We start from the raw sequence: 19,262 nt of genomic DNA on the forward strand, positions 1-19,262 counted from the left end.
ATGGCACAGCCCACAGTTCCCATTCCGGATCCCGCCGGCGCCTCGGCCGCGTCGATGCTCCAGCCCTACGGGCAGTATGTCCTCGTGCGCAAGCTGGCCGAGGGCGGCATGGCGGAGATCTTCCTCGCCAAGTTGCTGGGCGCGGACGGCTTCGAGCGCAACGTGGTGCTCAAGCGGATGCTGCCGGCGCTGTCGGCCATCCCGGACTTCGTGGAGATGTTCCGCGACGAGGCGCGGCTCGCGGCGAAGCTGGCGCACCCGCACATCGTGCAGATCCACGAGCTGGGCTTCACCGAGGGCTGCTACTACATCTGCATGGAGTACCTCGCGGGCGAGGACTTCTCCACGACGCTGAGGCTCGCGGGCCGCCGCCGCCAGTACGTGCCGCTGCCGGTGGTGATGCGGGTGCTCATCGACGCGGCGCGGGGCCTGCACTACGCGCACACCTTCACCAACGAGCAGGGCCAGCCGCTGCACGTGGTGCACCGGGACGTGTCGCCGTCCAACCTGTACGTGACGTACCAGGGCCAGGTGAAGGTGTTGGACTTCGGCATCGCCAAGGCCGAGTCGCGCCTCGTGCAGACGCGCACCGGCGTGGTGAAGGGCAAGTACATCTACATGGCGCCGGAGCAGGCGCAGGGCAAGGAGGTCGACCACCGCGCGGACGTGTTCTCGCTGGGCGTCAGCCTCTACGAGGCCGTCACGCACGTGCGGCCCTTCTCGCGAGAGAACGACCTGGCGGTGCTCAACGCGCTGCTGCACGGCGAGTTCGAGAAGCCGCGCGCGCTGCGGGCGGACCTGCCCGAGGGCCTGGAAGCCATCATCCTCAAGGCCATGGCCTTCAAGCCGCAGGATCGGTACGCGACCGCGGAGGACTTCGCGGTCGACCTGGAGGCCTTCGCCTCGGGCTTCGAGGGAGGCGCCGCGGGAGCGCCCGCGCTCGGGTCGTTCCTGCGCAACCACTTCGGCGAGGAGCGCGTCACGGAGAAGACGCGCATCCCCACGCTGGCCACGCTGTCGGCCGCGCGCCCGATGGATCCCGAGGCCGCGGCGCTGGCGTCGCCCGCCACCGCCCAAGGCACCAACCCCCACGGGCAGGGGACATCCCGTCCGAGCAGCACGGGCGTGAAGGCGCTCACCATCCAAGGGCGGGCGCCCGTGCCCGTGCCACCCGCCCCCGCGCCGGTGGCCGTGGCCGTGGCCGTGGAGAGAGTCCCCCCGCCGAAGCCCGAGTCCCGCCGCTGGCTCGTGGGGCTCGTGGGCGGCATGGGGCTGATGCTCGTGGGCGCGGCGTTCGTCATCGCGCGACCGGGGACCGCGCCGACCGTTACGCCGCAGCCTCAAGTCCAGCCGCTGCCCACGCCGGTGGCCCCCCAGACTCCACCAGTTGGCGCGACCGCGTCGCCGAGCACTCAGGTGCAGGCCCCCGTGGAGCCGCCGCAGGGGGCCGCGCAGGGAGACCTGCCGCCCTCACCCGGAGGGCCCGCGGTGGCGACGGCCGTGACGGATGCGGTCCCGGCGGTGGAGGACCCCGAGGAGCCGCACACCCGCAAGACGGCGCCGAAGACAGCGCCACGGGAGCGCGTGTCGCTGGGCATCGACGACATCCAGCGCGTGGTGTCGAACGGCCGCTCGAAGATCACGGGCTGCTTCGAGCGCTACAAGTCGGACCTGCCGTCCTCGGCGGGTGAGGTGCAGGTGCAGCTCACCATCGTGTCCTCGGGCAAGGTGCGCGCGAGCACGCGCGGGCCGCTGGCGTCCACGGCGGTGGGCCGCTGCCTGGAGACGCAGGCCCAGAGCCTGCGCTTCCCGGCGCACCGCGACCAGGAAGTCACCGTGCTGATGCCGTTCTCGTGGAAGGTGACGCAGTAGCGGGGCTCCGTCCCGCTGGCGGCGGCGCGGGACGGTGCGCCGTCACAGGTCGCGGCGGGCGGACAGCGCCTTGGCGAGCGTGGCCTGGTCGGCGAACTCCAGGTCGCCTCCCATGGGCAGGCCCTGCGCGATGCGCGTCACCCGCAGGCCCAGCGGCTTGAGCAGGCGCGTGAGGTAGAGCGCGGTGGCTTCGCCTTCGATGTCCGGGTTGGTGGCGAGGATGATCTCCTCCACCCGGCTGTCGTTGAGGCGCTCCAGCAGCTCCTTGATGCGCAGCTGCTCCGGTCCCACGCCTTCCAGCGGGGAGAGCACGCCGTGCAGCACGTGGTAGCGGCCCTTGAATTCGCGGGTGCGCTCCAGCGCCATCAGGTCGGAGAACGTCTCCACGACGCACAGCGCGCGCTCGTCGCGGCGGTTGTCGCGGCAGAAGCCGCACAGCTCCGAGTCCGTGAGGGAGAAGCAGCGCACGCACAGGTGCACCTTCTCCTTCACCTCGCGGATGGCCAGCGAGAGGTCGACGGCGAACTCGCCCGGCGCCCGCAGGATGTGGAAGGCGAGGCGCTGGGCGGTCTTCTCACCGATGCCCGGCAGCTTCGCGAGCTGGGCGACCAGGCGGTTCAGCGGATCGGGGGTCATCCGGCTTTAGTTAATGCCGGGGATCTTCACCCCGCCGGAGATCTTCGCCAGCTCGCTGTTCATGTGCTGACGGCTGTTCGCCAGGGCAGCGTTCACGGCGGCGGTGATGAGGTCCTCGAGCATCCCGGGGTCGTTGGGGTCGATGGCGCTCTTGTCGATCTTGATGCTGCGGATCTCCTGGACGCAGTTGGCGACGACCGTCACGAGGCCCTCGCCGGACTTCGCCTCGACGGTCTCTTCCGCCAGCTGCTTCTTCCGCTCCTCGATCTTCTCGGTGAGCTTGTTCGCCTGCCGGATGAAGTAGTTCAGGTCGATGCCGGGCATGGGCTTCCTCGGTCCCCGGTCGTGGGAGCACGGGCCGCCATGGCGCCGCTCGCAGCAGGGACGTCGCCGCGCACCCTAGCGGGGCCCGGCGGCGTTGTCAGTCCTCAGGAGCGGTGGGGACGTCCGGGAGGCCGGCCGGTGGCCGCTCGGGCTCGTAGACCTGGATGTGCTCGATTTCGCCGCCCAGCATCTTGAGGATGGCTCGCACGGACGCGTGGGCGCGCACCTTTCCCTCGGTGGTCTTCTCGTGGGTGGCGCGGCTGTGGGAGTCCTGTTCGGACAGGCTCTGCCCCATGCCCCCCGGGAGGGCGGCGTCCTGGGTCTGCGCCACGTCCTGGATGGTGAGCTTCACTGCCCGGCCGAAGTGCGTGGCCAATGCCGCGTCGACGATGGCCTTGCCCCCGGAGGCCGTGACGGCGGCCTTGTGGAAGGCGGCGGAGGGCGGGAAGCCCAGGATGATTTCGCCCGCCTTCATGGACTGGAGGCGGCCGTTGGCGAGCGCCGTGCCGTGGCGCACGGACGTGGCCTTCACGCTCTCCACGGCGGCACGCCAGCGCTCGGGCAGCGAGCGGTTGGGGTTGTCGCGGCCAGAGGACACGGGGGCCGCCACGGGCGGCGGTTCGGGTTCCGGAGGCTCGGGCTCCGGGGCGGCGGGTTCCGCGACGGGGATGCACTCGCCGGAGGCACAGCCTTCGGCGGAGCCCTCCTCGGGGAACATGCGCTCGTCCACGGGCTCGTCGCCGTAGGCGGGCGTCGCTGGCGGGCCCACGGGCTCGGGCCGGCGCATGTTGGTGATGCGCACGGTGGGGCCCGGCTCGGCGGGACTTGTTGGCAGCGGCGTAGGGCCGGGGATGGGAGCGGTGGGAGCCTGGGCGCCGCCATTGCGCAGGAAGGAGAGGGGACGCGCCGCGGACGGGGGCAGGTCGTCCATGACGATGCCCGGAGCCTGGGGGGCGTCCATCGCGGGCGCCGCGCCGCCGCCGTTGCGCAGGAAGGAGAGGGGACGTGCCGCGGATGGGGGCAGGTCGTCCATCACCACCGGCGCGGGAGGCAGGGTGGCGGGGGTGGGAACGGGGCTGCCCGCGCCGCCATTGCGTAGGAAGGAGAGGGGACGGGCGGCGGCCGGAGACAGCCCCTCCATCAACGCGGCAGGCGGAGGGCGCGTGGGGGCTGGCGGCGCACCGGCGTGCTGGGGGGCGGGGATCATTCCAGCGCGACCGGGCGTGGAGGGCTCCGGTGCGCGTGTCGCGACCGTGGGCGGAGCCTCCCTGGATGCTTCGGCGGCGCCCGGTGCCACGCTGGCGTGCGTGGGGGCCGTGTTCGGAGCGGGCTCGAAGGAGCGCGGCGTGGTGCCGGGGTGGGGGGCCTCCTGAGCGCCAAAGGGGCGCGGGGTCGCTCCCGCGTATGCGGCAGGGGAGTCGGGAGGCGTCGAGCGCCCCGGCGGCGATGGAATCGCCGTGGAGTCGAAGGGCCGGACAATGGCGCCCGCGTGCGAGGAACCGCCGTTGGGGGGTGGCTCCGCGGCGCGCGGTGGAGCCGCCGTGCGCGCGGAATCACCCTGTGTCTCGAACGGGCGTGGCGCCGCACCCGCATGCGTGGACACACTCCGCGACTCGAGCGGACGCGAGGGCGCACCTTCGTGCACGGGCACCCCCTGGGGCTCGGGCGGACCCGAGTGGCCACCGTGGGTTTCGAGCGGACGCGAGGGCGCACCCGCGTGCGTCGGCGCCCCCTGGGGCTCAATCGGACGCGAGGGGGCACCCGCGTGCGCGGGCGCAGCCTGAGCTTCGAACGGACGCTGTGGTGCCGCGGCCGACGCGCGTGGCTCGGACGGAACCTCAGACGCGAAAGTTCGCGGGACCGGAGCGACCTCCCGGCGCTCCGGACGTGCTCTTCGTGGCGCCTTCCGCGCCGAGCCCCGCTGACAGCCGCTCCACGCGGGCCAGCAGGTCGGGAATCGAACCAGCGGGCGACAGCTGGATGGCCTTGAGCAGCGCCATCTCCAGCGCAAGCCTCGGCTGCGCGGCGCGCGACACATCCCAGATGCAGCCGTGCACGATGTCGAACAGGCGCGACAGCTGCGCCGTGTCCGCTTCCTTCGCGAGCGCCAGCAGCGCCTTCTGCTCGGATTCGGCCAGCTCCGCCGGTGCTTCTCCCAGCGACTTCGTGACGAAGACGTGCCGCAGCTGCAGCGCCAGCTCCTCCGCCAGCCGCTTCAGGTCCAGGCCCCGGTTGAACACCTCATCCACCCGGCCCAGCACCCGCTTCGCGTCCTTGCGGACCAGCGCCTCCGCGAAGTCCTGCACCACCGTGCGGTCGATGGCCCCCATCGCCTCCGCGACGGCCTCGTCGGTGGGGTTGGGACCGCACGACGCGAGGATCTGGTCCAGCAGGCTCAGCGCGTCGCGCATGCCGCCTTCGGACTGGCGCACCACCAGGGACAGAGACTGCTCGGAGATGCCCGCGCCTTCCGCCAGGCAGATCTCCTTCAGCCGCTGGAGCATCCTCGCCGCGGAGATGCGCCGGAAGTTGTGGCGCTGGCAGCGCGACAGGATGGTGTCCGGGAGCTTGTGCGCCTCCGTCGTCGCGAAGATGAACTTCACGTGACCGGGCGGCTCCTCCAGCGTCTTCAGGAGCGCGTTGAACGCCGCCCCCGAGAGCATGTGCACCTCGTCGATGATGTAGATCTTGTGGCGGTCGCGCTGCGGCAGGTACTTCGCGTTCTCGCGAATCTCGCGCACGTTCTCGACGCCGTTGTTCGACGCACCGTCGATCTCCGCCACGTCCACGCTGGTGCCCGAGGTGATCTCCGTGCACGCCCGGCAGGTGCCACACGGGGTCGCCGTGGGCCCCTGCTCACAGTTGAGGGCCTTGGCGAGCAGGCGGGCGGCCGTCGTCTTGCCCACCCCTCGAGGGCCACAGAACAGGTACGCATGCGCGACCCGGTCCATCTTGATGGCATTCCCGATGGTCCGGACGACGTGCTCCTGTCCGGTCATGTCATCGAACTTCTGCGGGCGCCATTTGCGGGCGAGGACGAGGTAGCTCATGGGGACGTCATCTAAACACGGCGGGCCGAATGATCCATGGAACGTCCATTCCGCCCGCCGTGAGGCGCACTCCGCCTCAGCGTCCGAGCGCCTGTAGCACCACGTTGGCCGCGTTGTGCCCCGCCGCGCCGATGACGCTGCCCGCCGGGTGGCAGCCCGCGCTGCAGAAGTAGAGCCCCTGCACGGGCGTCTCATAGGGCAGGCGGTCGGTGAAGCCCCGCTTGTTGTCCACATGGTGGATGTGGCCGCGGGTGATGCCGAAGTGGGATTCAATCTTCGGCGGCGTGAGCGCGAAGTACTCCTGGACCAGGTCGCTCGTTCCCGGCGCGAAGCGGTCGCAGATGGAGAGCAGGTGCTTCACGTACCGGGCCTCCTCCTTCTCCCACGTGGTGCCCTCCAGCTTCTCCGGCACCCACTCCACGAAGAGCGCGGAGTTGTGGTGCCCCTCCGCGTCCTTGAGGGTCGGATCCACGGTGGTGTGGACGTACCACTCGATGGAGGGGAACTCCGCCAGCCGGCCCGCCTGGGCCTCCTTGTAGCCGTGCGCGAGCGCCCCCAGCACGTCGTCCTCCTGGGGCAGCAGGTGGATGGTGGGCCCGAACTGGCCCCGGTCCTCCGGCAGGCAGGTGAAGGTGGGCAGGGACTTGAGGCACAGGTTCACCTTCAGCGTCGTGCCGGGCGCGGACAGGCCGTCCACCTTGCGGCGGTAGTCCTCCGGCAGCGCGGAGGTCTCCACCAGCTTCAGCGTGCGGAAGGGGTCCGCGTTGGAGACGACGACCTTCGCGGACAGCTCCTCGCCGCTCTCCAGCACCACGCCCTTCACCACGCCCCCGTCCACGCGCACCGACGCCACCTTGGCGTTCGTGCGCAGCTCCGCCCCGTGCTTGCGCGCCAGCTGCGCGATGCGCTGGGTGACGGTGCCCATACCGCCTTCGACGATCATCCACGTGCCGCCACTGCCCGGCAGCCGGCAGAGGTTGTGCACCAGCAGGTTCATGCCCGTGCCCGGCGTGTCATAGCCGCCGTCCAGGCCGGAGAACGCGTCGGTGACAGCGTACATCGCCTTCACGAAGTCGGACTTGTAGCCGAAGCGCTCCAGGTACTCGCGGGCCGTGCCGCGACACAGCCGGATGAAGTGCTGGCGCAGGGCAGGGCGCACATAGCGCTCCGCGGTCTCCTCCAGCGACAGGGGGGGCAGCAGCCAGGCGGGCGCCAGGTCCTCGCGCAGCGCCCCCAGCTCCGCGTTCATCGCGACGTGGGCGTTCCAGTCCGCCTCGGAGAAGAACTCGCGGAACTGCCGCTCCAGCTCCCGCTCATCCGAGCCGAACAGCAGGTAGCGCTTGTCCATCGTGGGGAGGAAGTAATGCGGGTCGCGGCGCTTGAGCGGCAGTTCCATCTGGAGCTCCTGGAGCAGCTCCGGCGGCATCAGCCCCAGGAGGTACGCGCCGGTGGAGACACCGAGCTTCGGCGCGGTGCGGAACGGATACTCCGTCTTGCATGCACCGCCCACCTGGTCCTTCTCTTCCAGCACGGTGACCGACAGGCCCCGGCGAGCGAGCATCGCCGCCGCGACAAGTCCGTTGTGGCCCGCACCCACCACGATGACGTCTGGCATGGTCTTCCTCCTTGGGGGAAAAGGCCGTTCCTAGCCGAGCCACGGCCTCCCCGCCAAACACCGTGCGCCTTGCGCCGGGCGCCCTGGCCAGAAAGAGTCGCGCCCGCCCCGTGAACGACGCCTCCGCCCCCGACGCGCCCGCAGCCCCCGATTCGCGCTCCCCCCCCTCGGCGGCCCCCCCTCCGTCCCCCGAGCCCGTCTGGGCGAGGCGCCACGGGAGTCTCCGCGTCCTGGGACTCCTCGCGGTGTCGCTGGTGCCCGGCGTGCTGGCGGTGCTCCAGTTGGGGCGCATCCACCCGGACGAGGTGTTCCAGTCGCTGGAGCCCGCGTGGTGGCGCGTGCACGGCTACGGCGTGCTGGCGTGGGAGTGGCGGGAGGGCCTGCGCAACTGGGCGGCCCCCGGCGTGCTGGCCGCCTTCCTCAAGCTGGCGGAGGTGCTCGGCATCACGAACCCGCGCATCTACCGGGGCGTGGTGGCCGTTCCCCAGTTCGCCCTGCATGCCTGGAGCCTGTGGGCGGCGTATCGCTTCGCCGCGCGCCGAGCGGGTCCATGGGGTGGCGCGCTCGCGGTGCTGCTCCTGGGACTGAGCGGTCCGGTGCTCCTCTTCGCCGGGCGCACGCTGTCGGAATCCTTCTCCGCGTCCTTCCTCCTCGTGGCCATGGAGGCCCTGGACCGGCCGGTCACCGGGCAGGCTGCCCAGGTTCGCCGGGCGGGGCTCGTGGGGGGCCTGGCCTTGGGGCTCGCGGTGGTGACGCGCTATCCGTCCGCCCTCTTCGTGGTGGCGGCGCTGGTGTGGCTGGCGGTCGCGCGGCGGTGGCGCCTGCTGGCCTTCACCGTCCTGGGGGGAGCCGGGGTCGCGGTGGGGCTGGGCCTGCTCGACTGGGGCACCTGGGGAACGCCGTTCCACTCGTTCCTGGCCTACCTCCGCTACAACGTGATCTCCGGAGAGGCCGCCGCGGCGTTCGGCGCCTCACCGCCGGACTTCTACAGGCAGCCGTTGCTCCGGGCCGTGCCCCTGTGGGCCTGGGCCGCCCTGCCCCTGTCCGTGGGCCCCCTGCTGCGTCTGCGCGCGCTGTCCCTGCCGCTCACCTGCGCGGTCGTCTACACGGCCGTCCTCCTGATTACGCCGCACAAGGAGGAGCGCTTCCTCTACCCGGGGCTCGTGGTGGGCCTGCTCGCGGCGGCTGCCCAACTGGCCGTGGCCATCACGCGGCTTTCCAGACCGGGGATGAGGGGCGGGGTGGCGGTGCTGGCCCTGGGCCTGGGCTTCGTGCACGCCACGGGCTTCCCCTCGCAGGACCTGCGGGCGGACCAGTTCCGCGCCATCGTCCGGGCCACTCGGGGAGACGCGACGGGCCTGCTCATCGTCAACGAGGGGCTGTGGGGCTCAGGAGGTTTCTTCTACGTGGGCCGGAACATCCCCTGGCGCACCTGCGACTGGCCCCACGACGCGGCCTTCCAGGCCTCCATCCGGGACCGAGCCTTCAACCGAGCCGTCACCTTCGAGGGGCGGGCCCTGACGGAGCTCCAGTCCGCCGGCTTCCACGTCGTCCGGCAGGTGGGCCGCGAGACCATCCTCGCCCGCGACTGACGCCGCCAGACAGGGGAGGGGATGCCCGCAAAGCAGAAGCGCCGATGCCCCAGTGAGGGACATCGGCGCTTCTGGACAAACAGAACGGCCGGGACACACGCGGAAGTACGCTACCGTTGCTTCCTTCCGGACCTGGCGGGGTTCGCGCCCCCACGTTGTCCCGACCACAAAATCCGTGCTGCTACCGCGAAAATAACAACGGAGAGGGTGGGATTCGAACCCACGATACCCTTTCAGATATACACGCGTTCCAGGCGTGCGCCTTCAACCGCTCGGCCACCTCTCCAAAGACGATGGAGCGGAGAGCGTAGGATTCGAACCTACGGTACCGTTACCGGTACGCCTGATTTCGAGTCAGGTGCCTTCGACCACTCGGCCAGCTCTCCAGAGTATTCAGTTTTCACGTCGCTTCGCGCGCAAGCGCTCGAAGAACGTCTTGAGAAGCTGGCGACTGTCTTCCGCCAAGATGCCGCTCGTGACCTGGAGCCGGTGGTTGTGTCGCGGCTCTTCCACCAAGTTGTACAGCGAGCCGACCGCACCCGCTTTCGGATCCATTGTACCAAAGACGAGTCGGGTAACGCGAGACTGGACCAGCGCACCGGCGCACATCGCGCACGGTTCCAGCGTCACGTAGAGCGTCACCCCGGAGAGTCGCCACGCACCGCGTGCTTTCGCTGCGGCATCCAGCGCAAGCATCTCAGCATGGGCAAAGGGATTCCGGTCACACTCACGCCGGTTGAAGCCCGTGCCCACGACGTTGCCGTCCAGCACTGCTACCGCACCGACGGGTACTTCTCCGAGTGAGGCTGCCTTCTGCGCGAGCTCTAAAGCCTGCTGCATGAAAGCGATGTCGTCACTCATGTGTCGTGCGCGCCAAAAAAGAAGAAGTGGCGCTCCCTGGAGGATTCGAACCTCCGGCCTTCGGATTCGTAGTCCGACGCTCTATCCAGCTGAGCTAAGGGAGCAATTCTTCCCGGCTGCTGCTTTACGACATGTGGCGGAGAGAGAGGGATTCGAACCCTCGATACCCTTTCGAGTATGCAGGTTTAGCAAACCTGTGCCTTCAGCCTCTCGGCCATCTCTCCAACTCTTCTCTGTCAAAGAACCGCGAAACTCAAGCTCAAAATCGGAGGCGGTAGGATTCGAACCTACGGAAGGCTTTCACCTTCTGCGGTTTTCAAGACCGCTGCCTTCAACCGCTCGGCCACGCCTCCACAGCTTTGTGCCGACGGCTCCCGTGGGCCAACCGCGCCCGTGGGGCCGCCCTTCTACCCTATTTCTTCCCCGTTGCAAGATGGATGTTGGCCCCTTTTCACGGAAGGGGCCCGGTCCACCTGACTACAGGGGGCGCAGTTCCTTCATGCCCCCCATGTACGGCACCAACGCCTCCGGGATGGCGACGCTTCCGTCCTCCCGCTGGAAGTTCTCCAGGATGGCGATGCTCGTGCGCCCCACGGCCAGTCCGCTGCCGTTGAGGGTGTGCACCATCTGCGGCTTGTCGCCCTTCTGGGGGCGGAAGCGGATCTTCGCGCGGCGCGCCTGGAAGTCGCCGCAGTCCGAGCAGGACGAAATCTCGCGGTACGCGCCCTGGCCCGGCAGCCAGACCTCGATGTCGTAGGTCTTCCTCGCGCCGAAGCCCATGTCTCCGGTGCACAGCAGCATCACGCGGTGGTGCAGCCCCAGCCGGCGGAGGATGTCGCAGGCGTCGTCCGTCATGGCCTCCAGCTCCTCCAGGCTCTTCTCCGGAGGGGCGAACTTCACGAGCTCCACCTTGTGGAACTGGTGCTGGCGGATGAGGCCGCGGGTGTCGCGCCCCGCCGCGCCGGCTTCCGCGCGGAAGCACGGGCTGAAGGCGCAGTAGCGGATGGGGAGCTGGTCGCCCTCCAGGATTTCGTCCGCGTGGTAGTTCGTCACGGGGACTTCCGCGGTGGGGATGAGGAAGCGCTCCGGGTCGCCGGACGTCTTGAACGCGTCGTCCTCGAACTTGGGCAACTGGCCGGTGCCCATCATCGTCTCGCGCAGCACCAGGTAGGGCGGCAGCAGCTCCGTGTAGCCCTTCTGCGTGTGCACATCGATCATGAACGTGACCAGCGCGCGCTCCAGCCGCGCCAGCGCGCCCTTGTAGAAGGTGAAGCGGCTGCCGGACACCTTCGCGGCGCGCTCGAAGTCGAGCATGCCCAGCGACTCGCCCAGTTCGAAGTGCTGCTTCGGCGTGAAGAGCAGGTTCGGCTTCTCACCCCAGGCCTTCACCTGGACGTTGTCATCCGCGCTGGTGCCCACCGGCACCGATTCGTGGGGCACGTTGGGGATGACGAGCAGGATGCGGTTGAGCTCCTCCTCCACTTCCTTGAGGCGGCCCTCCTTCTCCTTGATCTCCTGGGAGACGCCGCGCAGGTCGCCGCGGAGCTTCTCCATCGCGGACGGATCCTCCTTGGCCTTGCGCTTCATCTCCTCGTTGGCGGCGTTGCGGCGCGCGGCCAGCGCTTCCATGGAGACGTAGAGGTCGCGGCGCTCCAGGAAGAGCGCCTGGAAGGGGCCGAGGTCCAGGCTGCCGCCCCGCGTCTTCAGTCGGGCGACGACCGCATCGAAGTTCTGCGCAACGTTCCGGAGGTCCAGCATAGGGGCCCGCCTTGTAGTCATCCCGGGCGTGGGCCGGCAAGGCTCACCACGCGCCGCATGCTCAGGGCCGGACGCCACCCGGCCCCAGGGGCTGACGGGACCGCCCGTCGCGCCCGTCCGGGGGCGGGCCTTCGGCGGGCCCGCCCGGGGACCTGCCTAGTGTTCGAGGTCGTAGATTTCGTCCTCGATGTCCTTCTTGTCCGCCGCGCCCGGCTTCTTCGCCAGGTACTCCTTGAACGCCGTGATGGCGTCCTTGCGCTTGTTGCGCTCCTTGTAGGCGAAGCCCAGGTAGTAGAAGGGCTGCGGGTTCTCCGGCTCCGCGGCGGTGGCCTTCTTGTACCAGTCGATGGCCTTCGCGTGCTGGGCCTGCTCCGTGTAGGCGCGCGCGACCTTGTAGTAGACGTACGTGAGCTTCGGATCCGCCTTGAGCGCGGCCTGGTAGCGGCGCACGGCGTCGTCCCAGCGCGCGGCGTTGAAGAGCACGTCGCCCATGGCGCCCATCACCCGCGTGCGCTGCGGATCCGCCTTGAGCGCGGCCTCGAAGGAGGCGATGGCGTTGTCGAACTCGCCCCGCTCCAGGAAGGCGTGGCCCAGGGCCTCATGGGCGTCCGCGTAGTGGGAGTCCAGCGCCACCGCGGCCTGCCACTGCTCGATGGCGTCCGGCAGCCGCTTCGCGTCGCGCAGGATGACGCCGTAGGCGTAGTGGTAGTCCGGGCGCTTGGGCGCGCGGTCCACCGCGGTCTTCATGCTGTCGAGCGCCTGGGTGTACTCGGAGCGCTTCGCGCGCACGAGGCCCAGGTAGTAGAGCGCCTCGTGGTTGGACGGCTCGTTGCGCAGCGCGAGGCCCAGGTTGCTCTCCGCGCCGCCCAGGTCGCCCTTCTCCAGCAGCACCGCGCCCAGGGTGATGGGCGTGGTGGTGGAGCGGGGATCCTCCTGCTTCGCCTTCTCCAGCTCCGCGGCGGCCTCATCCAGCCGGTGCAGCCGCCAGAGCACGAGCCCGCGCTGCAGGCGCCCGTCCTTCAAGAGGTGCGGATCCAGCTCCAGGGCGCGGTTGGCCTCCGTCTCCGCGCGGGCCGCGTCACCGCCCAGCAGGGCCACGCGGGACAGGCCCAGGTGGGCGTCCGCCAGGTTGGGGTCCAGCTGCACGGCGCGGTCGAACTCCTGCTGCGCCAGCAGGCTGTTGTTCTCCGCCAGCGCCAGCTCTCCCAGGCCCGCGTGCACGCCCGCGTGGTCCGGCGCCTGCTGCGCGGCGGCCTCCAGCAGGGCCCGTGCGTCCGCGTTGCGGTGCTGACGCAGGTACAGGCGGCCCAGGTACAGGCCCGCGTCCACCAGCTTGGCGTCCGCGGCGGTGGCGCGCTTGAAGTGCCCCTCGGCTTCCGTGGGCTTGTCGAGCGCGTCCTCGATGCGGCCGTAGAGGTACGCGATGCGCGCCTCGTTGGGGAAGCTCTTGCTGGCGGCCTCCACCGCGGTGAGCGCGTCCTGCATCTTGCCCGTCATCACCAGCGCGGTGATGTGGCCGTCCACGTACTCCAGGTTGGCGCTGTCCTCCTTCGCGAGCGAGGCGTACAGCGGCAGCGCGCCGTCGTAGTCGCGCTGCGAGCGCAGCACCAGGGCGAGCTGCGCCTTGATGAAGCTGGAGTCCGGGTTGTCCTTGAGGGCGGCCTTCAGCTCCGTCTCCGCCTCCTTGGGCTTGAACTGCTGGAAGAGGGCCACGCCCTTGAGGCCGCGGGCGCGGGCGCGCTCGGCGGGCCCCAGCTCGTCCTGGAGCTTCAGGGCGCTCTCCACGGCCTGGGCGCCCTGGTCGATGTTCGCCTTGCGCACCAGCAGCTCCACCGCGGCCAGCTCCACCGCGGACGCGGCGTGCTGCGGATCCGCCGCGAGCGCGTCCGCGTAGGCCTTGGCGGCCTCGTCGGCCTTGCCCTGTGCCTGGTACAGGTTGCCCAGCGCGTGATGGGCCTTGGCCGACTTCGGGTTCTTCTCCAGCACCTTCGTCAGCGTGGTGATGGCGTTGGGGATGTCCTTCTGCTGCGCGTAGGTCTCCGCCAGCAGGAACGCGAGCTCCCAATCGCCCTGGTTGTCCTCGCGGCTGTAGGCGTCCTGGAGGCGGGCCTGCACATCCGCGCCCTTGCGGTTGGTGAGGGCGATCGCGGCGGCCGTCTTGAGGACCTCCACGTTCTTCTCCCCCAGCAGCTCGATGGTCTCCATGTGCTTGCCGCACGCGGTGAGGTCGGAGCGCTCGCCGTCCGCGTAGCGCCGCTGGAGGTAGGCCACGGACTGGCACCAGAGGGCGCGAACCTCCGGGTACTCCTTGGTGGCCAGCACCTGCGCGCTCTTGGTGCGCGCTTCCTTGTAGCTGGCGTAGGTGTCCTCCAGGAGGCCCTTGCGCGCCTCCTCCACGAGCTTCGCCTCGGAGGAGCCCGCGGACACGCGGGCGGGGAAGAGCTTGTTGCGGCCGAAGGCGCCGTAGCGGCTGGCCTCGAAGCTGGCGCCCGTGCCCAGCACGAGCACCGACACGCCCGCGGCGATGAAGATGGGCAGGCGCTTCTTCCACTTGAGGTCGGCCGCGCTGCGGTCCACGACGGACACCGCGGCCATGCGGCCTTCATAGAGCTGGCGCAGCCGCTCCATGCTGGCCTGGGGGTTCGCGGGGTCCGCGCCGGGCGCGTCCGGGCTGGCCGCCGCCGCGGTGGCCGCGAGGGGGACGGCCTTGGCCGGGCCCTCCATCAGCCGCTGGATGGCGGAGGCGAAGATGGGCACGGTGCCGATGGCGGACCAGGCCTCCGAGTCAGGCGAGACGTCCTCGTTGCCCAGGAGCTGGCCGTCCTCGAGCATCTTGACGATGACGCCCTCTTCGAACGGGCCGAACATCTTCCCGGAGCGGCGGCGCACGTGGAAGCGCTTCACCGGCACGCGGCCTCCGGCCTCCTTGCCGGCGCTGTCGTCGATGAAGCTCAGCATCTCCAGGCCGTCCGTGGGGCCCGCGGCGGGCGGGGGCGGCAGCGGCGCGGAGAGGTCCGCCTCCAGGTCATCCGCGGGCGCGGCGGTCGGGTCGAACTCCAGCGCGTCCGGCAGGCCCGTGGCGGCGGAGGCCGGCACGGGGGCCGGGTCACCGAAGTCCACGTCGCCGAAGTCCGTCATCGGGTTGACGCGGGCCGGGGGCGGGGGCGCGGGGTCTCCGAAGTCGAGCGAGAAGTCCGGGGCGGGCGCGGCGCTGGCCGGCGGCGACGTGAAGTCCACCGCGAACGGATCCGAGTCGGGCACCGGGGACTGGCCGTACGCGGGCGGCGGATCCGCGAAGTCGAAGGACGCGGGCGCGGCGGGCGAGGGTAGGTCCGAGAAGTCCATGGCCGGCGGCGAGGCGGGCGAGGGCAGGTCGGAGAAGTCCAGGCCGGGCGAGGGCGGGAGGGCGAAGGGGGCCTCACCCGCGGCGGGCAGGTCGCCCAGATCGTAGGGCGAGGCGCCGGCCGAGGGGGGCGGGGGCAGCGCGAACGGGTCGGCGATGGGGGCCGGGGCCGCGTAGGAGGAGGGCGGGGGCAGGCCGAACGGATCCGCCTCGGGCTCCGCGGGGGGCGGGGCCAGTGCGAAGGGATCCGCCTGGGGCTCGGCGGGCATTCCGTAGCCGTAGGTCTGGGGCTGCGGGCGCGGTGCCCCAGGGCCGTGGGCGTTCGAGGGATCGTTGATGTCGAAGGTGAACGCGTCCTCGGCGGCCTGCACCGGGACGGGCAGGTTGGCGTCCTCGGAGAAGTCGAAGTCGGGCGTGCTGCCGAAGTCCGTCTCCGGATCGGGGGTGGAGGCGATGGGGTCTTCGGAGAAGTCGAAGTCGCGTGCGGTGCCGCTCGGTTCCTGCGAGCCGTAGGCGACCGGCGCCGTGGGTTCGCGGAAGGCGGCGGTGGGGACGGGGATGGCGACGACGCGGGTCACGTCCTCGCGCGGCTCGGAGAAGTCGCTGGTGTCGAGCGAGGAGAACTCGCCGCTGCCCACCTCCGCGAAGTCGTCCTCCGCGGCCTGGGGCGCGGGGGGCGCGGCCTCCATGTCGAAGCTGAAAGAGTCATCCGGCAGCGCCACCGGCGCCGCAGGGCCCGCGTCCAGCGAGATGGCCCGGGGCGCGGCCACGCCTGGCGAGGCGAACGCGGCGGGCGGGACGTCGTCGTCGAAGGAGAACGGATCCTCGGGGACGGGCGGCGCGGCATTGCCCGGGAGCGGGATGGCGGCGGCGCGCGGCGCGGCGCTGCCGGGGAGCGGAATCGCGGCGGACTGGGGCGCGGCGGCGCCGGGCAGGGGGATGGCGGCGGAGGCCGTGGGGCTCGCGCCCAGGGGAATGGCGGCGGCGCGCGGCGCGGCGGTGCCGGGCAGGGGGATGGCGGCGGACTGGGGCGCGGCGGAGCCCGGGAGCGGAATCGCGGCGGGCCCCGCGCCCATCGGGATGGCGGCGGCCGGAGGTGCGGCGCTGCCCGGGAGCGGGATGGCGGCGGCGCGCGGCGCGGCGCTACCGGGGAGCGGAATCGCGGCGGCCTGGGGCGCGGCGGTGCCGGGCAGGGGGATGGCGGCGGAGGCCGTGGGGCTCGCGCCCAGGGGAATGGCGGTGGCGCGTGGCGCGGCGGTGCCCGGCAGGGGGATGGCGGCGGCTTGGGGCGCGGCGGTGCCGGGGAGCGGAATCGCGGAGGGCCCCGAGCCCATCGGAATGGCGGCGGCCGGAGGTGCGGCGCTGCCCGGGAGCGGGATGGCGGCGGGACCCGCGCCCATCGGGATGGCGGCGGGCTGCGGCGCGGCACTGCCTGGGAGCGGGATGGCGGCGGCGCGCGGCGCGGCACTCCCGGGGAGCGGAATCGCGGCGGCCTGGGGCGCGGCGGTGCCCGGGAGCGGGATGGCGGCGGCGCGCGGCGCGGCGCTACCGGGAAGCGGGATGGCGGCGGGCTGCGGTGCGGCGCTGCCCGGCAGCGGGATGGCGGCCTGGGGCGCGGCGGTGCCGGGGAGCGGAATCGCGGCGGCTTGGGGCGCGGCGGTGCCCGGCAGGGGGATGGCGGCGGCCTGGGGCGCGGCGGCGGACGGGGGGGCCGCGGTTGGCGCGGTCTCGGGGGCCTCGGCGCTCACGCCATCGGCCTTGATGGGGAACGTGGTCTGGCACCGGGCACACTTGAGCTTCGCGCCCCCGGGCGGGATCCGCCTGTCATCGATGTTGTAATTCGTCTGGCACGACGGGCAGGAGACTTTCATTGTTTTCCTTCGACGAGACCGGCTGGCGCGCGCAGGCGCAGCAATGACGGGGGCGCTGCGATGGTTCGCGCGGCGCGTGCAGGCTAGCAGAGCCGTTTCAAGCCCGGAAAGAACGCGCCCCCGGTGCACGAAGCCGTCACCCAGCCTGGCAGGAGGCCGGGCGCCTGCCCCCACCAGCAGTACGCGTTCCTTTTCCTGCCCCCCGGTCGGGATGCTAGACCCGCCGGCGCATGGATCCCATCGTCATCCTCGGGGCGGGCCTCGCGGGCCTGTCCACCGCGCACTTCCTCAAGCGCCCCTGGCGCCTCATCGAGAAGTCGGACCGCGTCGGCGGCCTCATCAAGACCGAGGTCATTGACGGGTGTTACTTCGACCCCACCGGCCATTGGCTCCACCTGCGTGACCCGGAAATCCAGGAACTGGTCAATACGCTCTGGCTCCCGGACCAGCTGGTGCGCATCCAGCGCCGCGCCGCGGTGTTCTCACGAAACACCTTCACGCGCTTCCCGTACCAGGTGAACACCCATGGGTTGCCGCCGGAGGTCGTGGCGGAGAACCTGGTCGGCTACGTGGAGGCCATCTACGGGGAGAAGGGCCGCTCCCTGCGCGAGCGCGACCCCGTCAACTTCGAGGAGTTCATCCTCCGCTACATGGGCGAGGGCTTCGCGAAGAACTTCATGCTGCCCTACAACCAGAAGCTCTGGACCGTGCACCCGCGCGAGATGTCCGCCGCCTGGGTCGGCCGGTTCGTGCCGCGCCCGACCCTGAAGGAGGTCGTGGACGGGGCGCTCGGCGCTGGCAGTGATCAGCTGGGCTACAACGCCTCCTTCCTCTACCCGCGCGAGGGCGGCATCGAGAGCCTGGCGCGTGCGATGAAGCAGCACCTCCAGGGGGGCGAGCTGAGTGTCCACACCGAGCCCGTCTCCATCGACTGGAGGGCGAAGCAGGTCTCGCTGTCGGACGGGCGCACGCTGCCGTACTCGGGGCTGGTGTCCTCCATCGCGCTGCCGACGCTGGTGCAGCTCATCGCTCGGGGGGCCTCTGGGATTCCGGAGGAGGTGCAGGCCGCGGCGAAGCGCCTGCGCGCCTTCATCGTCACGTACGTGTGCGTGGGGGCCCGGGGCGCGAACCGCCAGCCGTGGCACTGGATCTACCTGCCGGAGCCGGAGTTCCACTCGTACCGCATCGGGGCCCCGTCGGCGGTGTACCCGGCGCTGGCTCCGCCGGACACGGCCAGCTTCTCCGTCGAGTTCAGCCACCACGGCGAGCTGTCCCTGGCGGACGCGGAGCGGTACGCGGTGGAGGACCTGCTGCGCTCGCAGATGATCCATTCGGCGGACGACATCCTCTTCACGAAGGGGCGGGAGATTCCCAACGCGTACGTCCTCTATGACGACGCGTACGGGCCCGCGATGGCGGAGGTGAACCGTTTCCTGGAGCACGCGGGCATCCTCACCGCCGGGCGCTATGGGAAGTGGGAGTACTCCTCCATGGAGGACGCCATCCTGGGCGGGCGGGCCTGCGCCCGGTCGCTGAACGGCTGACGCAAGGCGCCGTCTCCTGTCGACGGTGGTCCGGGGGCGTGCTACGCCCCGAGGCCTTCCTTTTCGCTTCCCGGACCCATGGCCCTGCACCTCTCCGTCGTCATCCCCGTCTACAACGAGGAGTCCATCATCGCCCAGGCAGCCGAAGAGCTGCGTCAGGGGCTGGATGCTCGCGGGCTCGACTACGAAATCATCTTCGCGGAGAACGGCTCCCGCGACTCGACGCCGCAGCTGCTGGAAGAGCTGTGCGCGAAGAACCCGCGCCTGCGCTGGTTCCACTCGGAGACCCCCAACTACGGCGTGGCGCTCAAGGCGGGCATCCTCAAGGCCCAGGGCACCTACGTGGTGTGCGACGAGATCGACCTGTGCGACCTGTCCTTCTACGACGCGGCGCTGCCCCGGCTGGAGCGCGGTGAGGCGGACATGGTCGTGGGCTCCAAGGCGGCCAAGGGCGCGAGCGACCAGCGTCCCCTCATCCGCCGCGCGGCCACGCGGGTGCACAACAAGCTCTTGCGCGTGGCGCTGGGCTTCCAGGGCACCGACACGCATGGCCTGAAGGCGTTCCGGCGCGAAGCGCTGCTGCCCGTCATCCAGAAGTGCGTCGTGGACATGGACGTGTTCGCCAGCGAGTTCGTCATCCGCGCGTGGCGCGAGGGCCTGCGCGTGATGGAGATCCCCATCCAGCTCCACGAGAAGCGCCAGCCGTCCATCCACCTGTTCAAGCGCGTGCCCAACGTGCTCAAGAACGTGGGCAAGCTGTTCTACGTCATCCGCGTCCGCGGGACCTGAGAGGGAG

Annotated in this window: 12 protein-coding genes, 5 tRNA genes and 1 other RNA gene; 4 read left to right on the plus strand and 14 right to left on the minus strand. The window is 70.9% G+C overall.

Annotated features, from left to right (window positions below):
* Nucleotides 1-1,872: a protein kinase gene (locus FOF48_RS05480; protein WP_143899035.1), complete on the plus strand. Its 1,872-nt coding sequence runs from the start codon at nucleotides 1-3 to the stop codon at nucleotides 1,870-1,872.
* 42 nt (nucleotides 1,873-1,914) lie between these two features.
* On the opposite strand, the gene recR is transcribed toward FOF48_RS05480, so the two are convergent.
* The 5 genes from recR to FOF48_RS05505 form a co-directional block, all read right to left on the minus strand.
* Nucleotides 1,915-2,508 carry a recombination mediator RecR gene (recR, locus tag FOF48_RS05485; RefSeq protein WP_143899036.1) on the minus strand — a complete coding sequence of 198 codons (594 nt, stop codon included), beginning with the start codon at nucleotides 2,506-2,508 and terminating at the stop codon, nucleotides 1,915-1,917.
* Nucleotides 2,509-2,514: 6 nt separating this feature from the next.
* Nucleotides 2,515-2,832: a YbaB/EbfC family nucleoid-associated protein gene (locus FOF48_RS05490; RefSeq protein ID WP_143899037.1), complete on the minus strand. Its 318-nt coding sequence runs from the start codon at nucleotides 2,830-2,832 to the stop codon at nucleotides 2,515-2,517.
* 97 nt (nucleotides 2,833-2,929) lie between these two features.
* A complete protein-coding gene (locus tag FOF48_RS36895; protein WP_255441917.1) occupies nucleotides 2,930-4,039 on the minus strand; it encodes a DNA polymerase III subunit gamma/tau in 1,110 nt (369 codons plus the stop codon).
* 631 nt (nucleotides 4,040-4,670) lie between these two features.
* Nucleotides 4,671-5,882: a DNA polymerase III subunit gamma/tau gene (dnaX, locus tag FOF48_RS05500; RefSeq protein ID WP_143899038.1), complete on the minus strand. Its 1,212-nt coding sequence runs from the start codon at nucleotides 5,880-5,882 to the stop codon at nucleotides 4,671-4,673.
* A 76-nt stretch (nucleotides 5,883-5,958) separates the two neighbouring features.
* Nucleotides 5,959-7,497 carry an NAD(P)/FAD-dependent oxidoreductase gene (locus FOF48_RS05505; RefSeq protein ID WP_143899039.1) on the minus strand — a complete coding sequence of 513 codons (1,539 nt, stop codon included), beginning with the start codon at nucleotides 7,495-7,497 and terminating at the stop codon, nucleotides 5,959-5,961.
* Between the two features lie 245 nt (nucleotides 7,498-7,742).
* Here FOF48_RS05505 and FOF48_RS05510 point away from each other — a divergent pair, with 245 nt between their 5' ends.
* Nucleotides 7,743-9,089 carry a glycosyltransferase family 39 protein gene (locus tag FOF48_RS05510; RefSeq protein WP_255441919.1) on the plus strand — a complete coding sequence of 449 codons (1,347 nt, stop codon included), beginning with the start codon at nucleotides 7,743-7,745 and terminating at the stop codon, nucleotides 9,087-9,089.
* Between the two features lie 78 nt (nucleotides 9,090-9,167).
* Here FOF48_RS05510 and ffs read toward each other — a convergent pair.
* The 9 genes from ffs to FOF48_RS05555 form a co-directional block, all read right to left on the minus strand.
* Nucleotides 9,168-9,260, minus strand: an RNA gene (ffs, locus tag FOF48_RS05515) — signal recognition particle sRNA small type.
* A gap of 28 nt (nucleotides 9,261-9,288) precedes the next feature.
* Nucleotides 9,289-9,375: transfer RNA gene (locus tag FOF48_RS05520), tRNA-Ser, on the minus strand.
* A gap of 13 nt (nucleotides 9,376-9,388) precedes the next feature.
* Nucleotides 9,389-9,475: transfer RNA gene (locus FOF48_RS05525), tRNA-Ser, on the minus strand.
* A gap of 7 nt (nucleotides 9,476-9,482) precedes the next feature.
* Complete coding sequence (gene tadA, locus FOF48_RS05530) at nucleotides 9,483-9,950, minus strand: tRNA adenosine(34) deaminase TadA (protein WP_143899041.1); 468 nt, start codon at nucleotides 9,948-9,950, stop codon at nucleotides 9,483-9,485.
* Between the two features lie 27 nt (nucleotides 9,951-9,977).
* Nucleotides 9,978-10,054, minus strand: a tRNA-Arg gene (locus FOF48_RS05535).
* 30 nt (nucleotides 10,055-10,084) lie between these two features.
* Nucleotides 10,085-10,174, minus strand: a tRNA-Ser gene (locus tag FOF48_RS05540).
* Nucleotides 10,175-10,216: 42 nt separating this feature from the next.
* Nucleotides 10,217-10,303: transfer RNA gene (locus FOF48_RS05545), tRNA-Ser, on the minus strand.
* 124 nt (nucleotides 10,304-10,427) lie between these two features.
* A complete protein-coding gene (serS, locus tag FOF48_RS05550; protein ID WP_143899042.1) occupies nucleotides 10,428-11,708 on the minus strand; it encodes a serine--tRNA ligase in 1,281 nt (426 codons plus the stop codon).
* 156 nt (nucleotides 11,709-11,864) lie between these two features.
* Complete coding sequence (locus FOF48_RS05555; RefSeq protein ID WP_143899043.1) at nucleotides 11,865-16,922, minus strand: tetratricopeptide repeat protein; 5,058 nt, start codon at nucleotides 16,920-16,922, stop codon at nucleotides 11,865-11,867.
* 230 nt (nucleotides 16,923-17,152) lie between these two features.
* On the opposite strand from FOF48_RS05555, the gene FOF48_RS05560 reads away from it, so the two are divergent.
* The gene (locus tag FOF48_RS05560) at nucleotides 17,153-18,466 is read left to right on the plus strand and encodes an NAD(P)/FAD-dependent oxidoreductase (RefSeq protein ID WP_143899044.1); all 1,314 of its coding nucleotides are present in this window, start codon (nucleotides 17,153-17,155) and stop codon (nucleotides 18,464-18,466) included.
* 78 nt (nucleotides 18,467-18,544) lie between these two features.
* Nucleotides 18,545-19,255, plus strand: a complete 711-nt coding sequence (locus tag FOF48_RS05565) for a glycosyltransferase family 2 protein (RefSeq protein ID WP_143899045.1) — start codon at nucleotides 18,545-18,547, stop codon at nucleotides 19,253-19,255.
* Nucleotides 19,256-19,262: the final 7 nt, after the last annotated feature.

The organism is Corallococcus sp. Z5C101001, assembly GCF_007352635.1.
In the GTDB taxonomy this organism is placed as follows: Bacteria; Myxococcota; Myxococcia; order Myxococcales; family Myxococcaceae; genus Corallococcus; species Corallococcus silvisoli.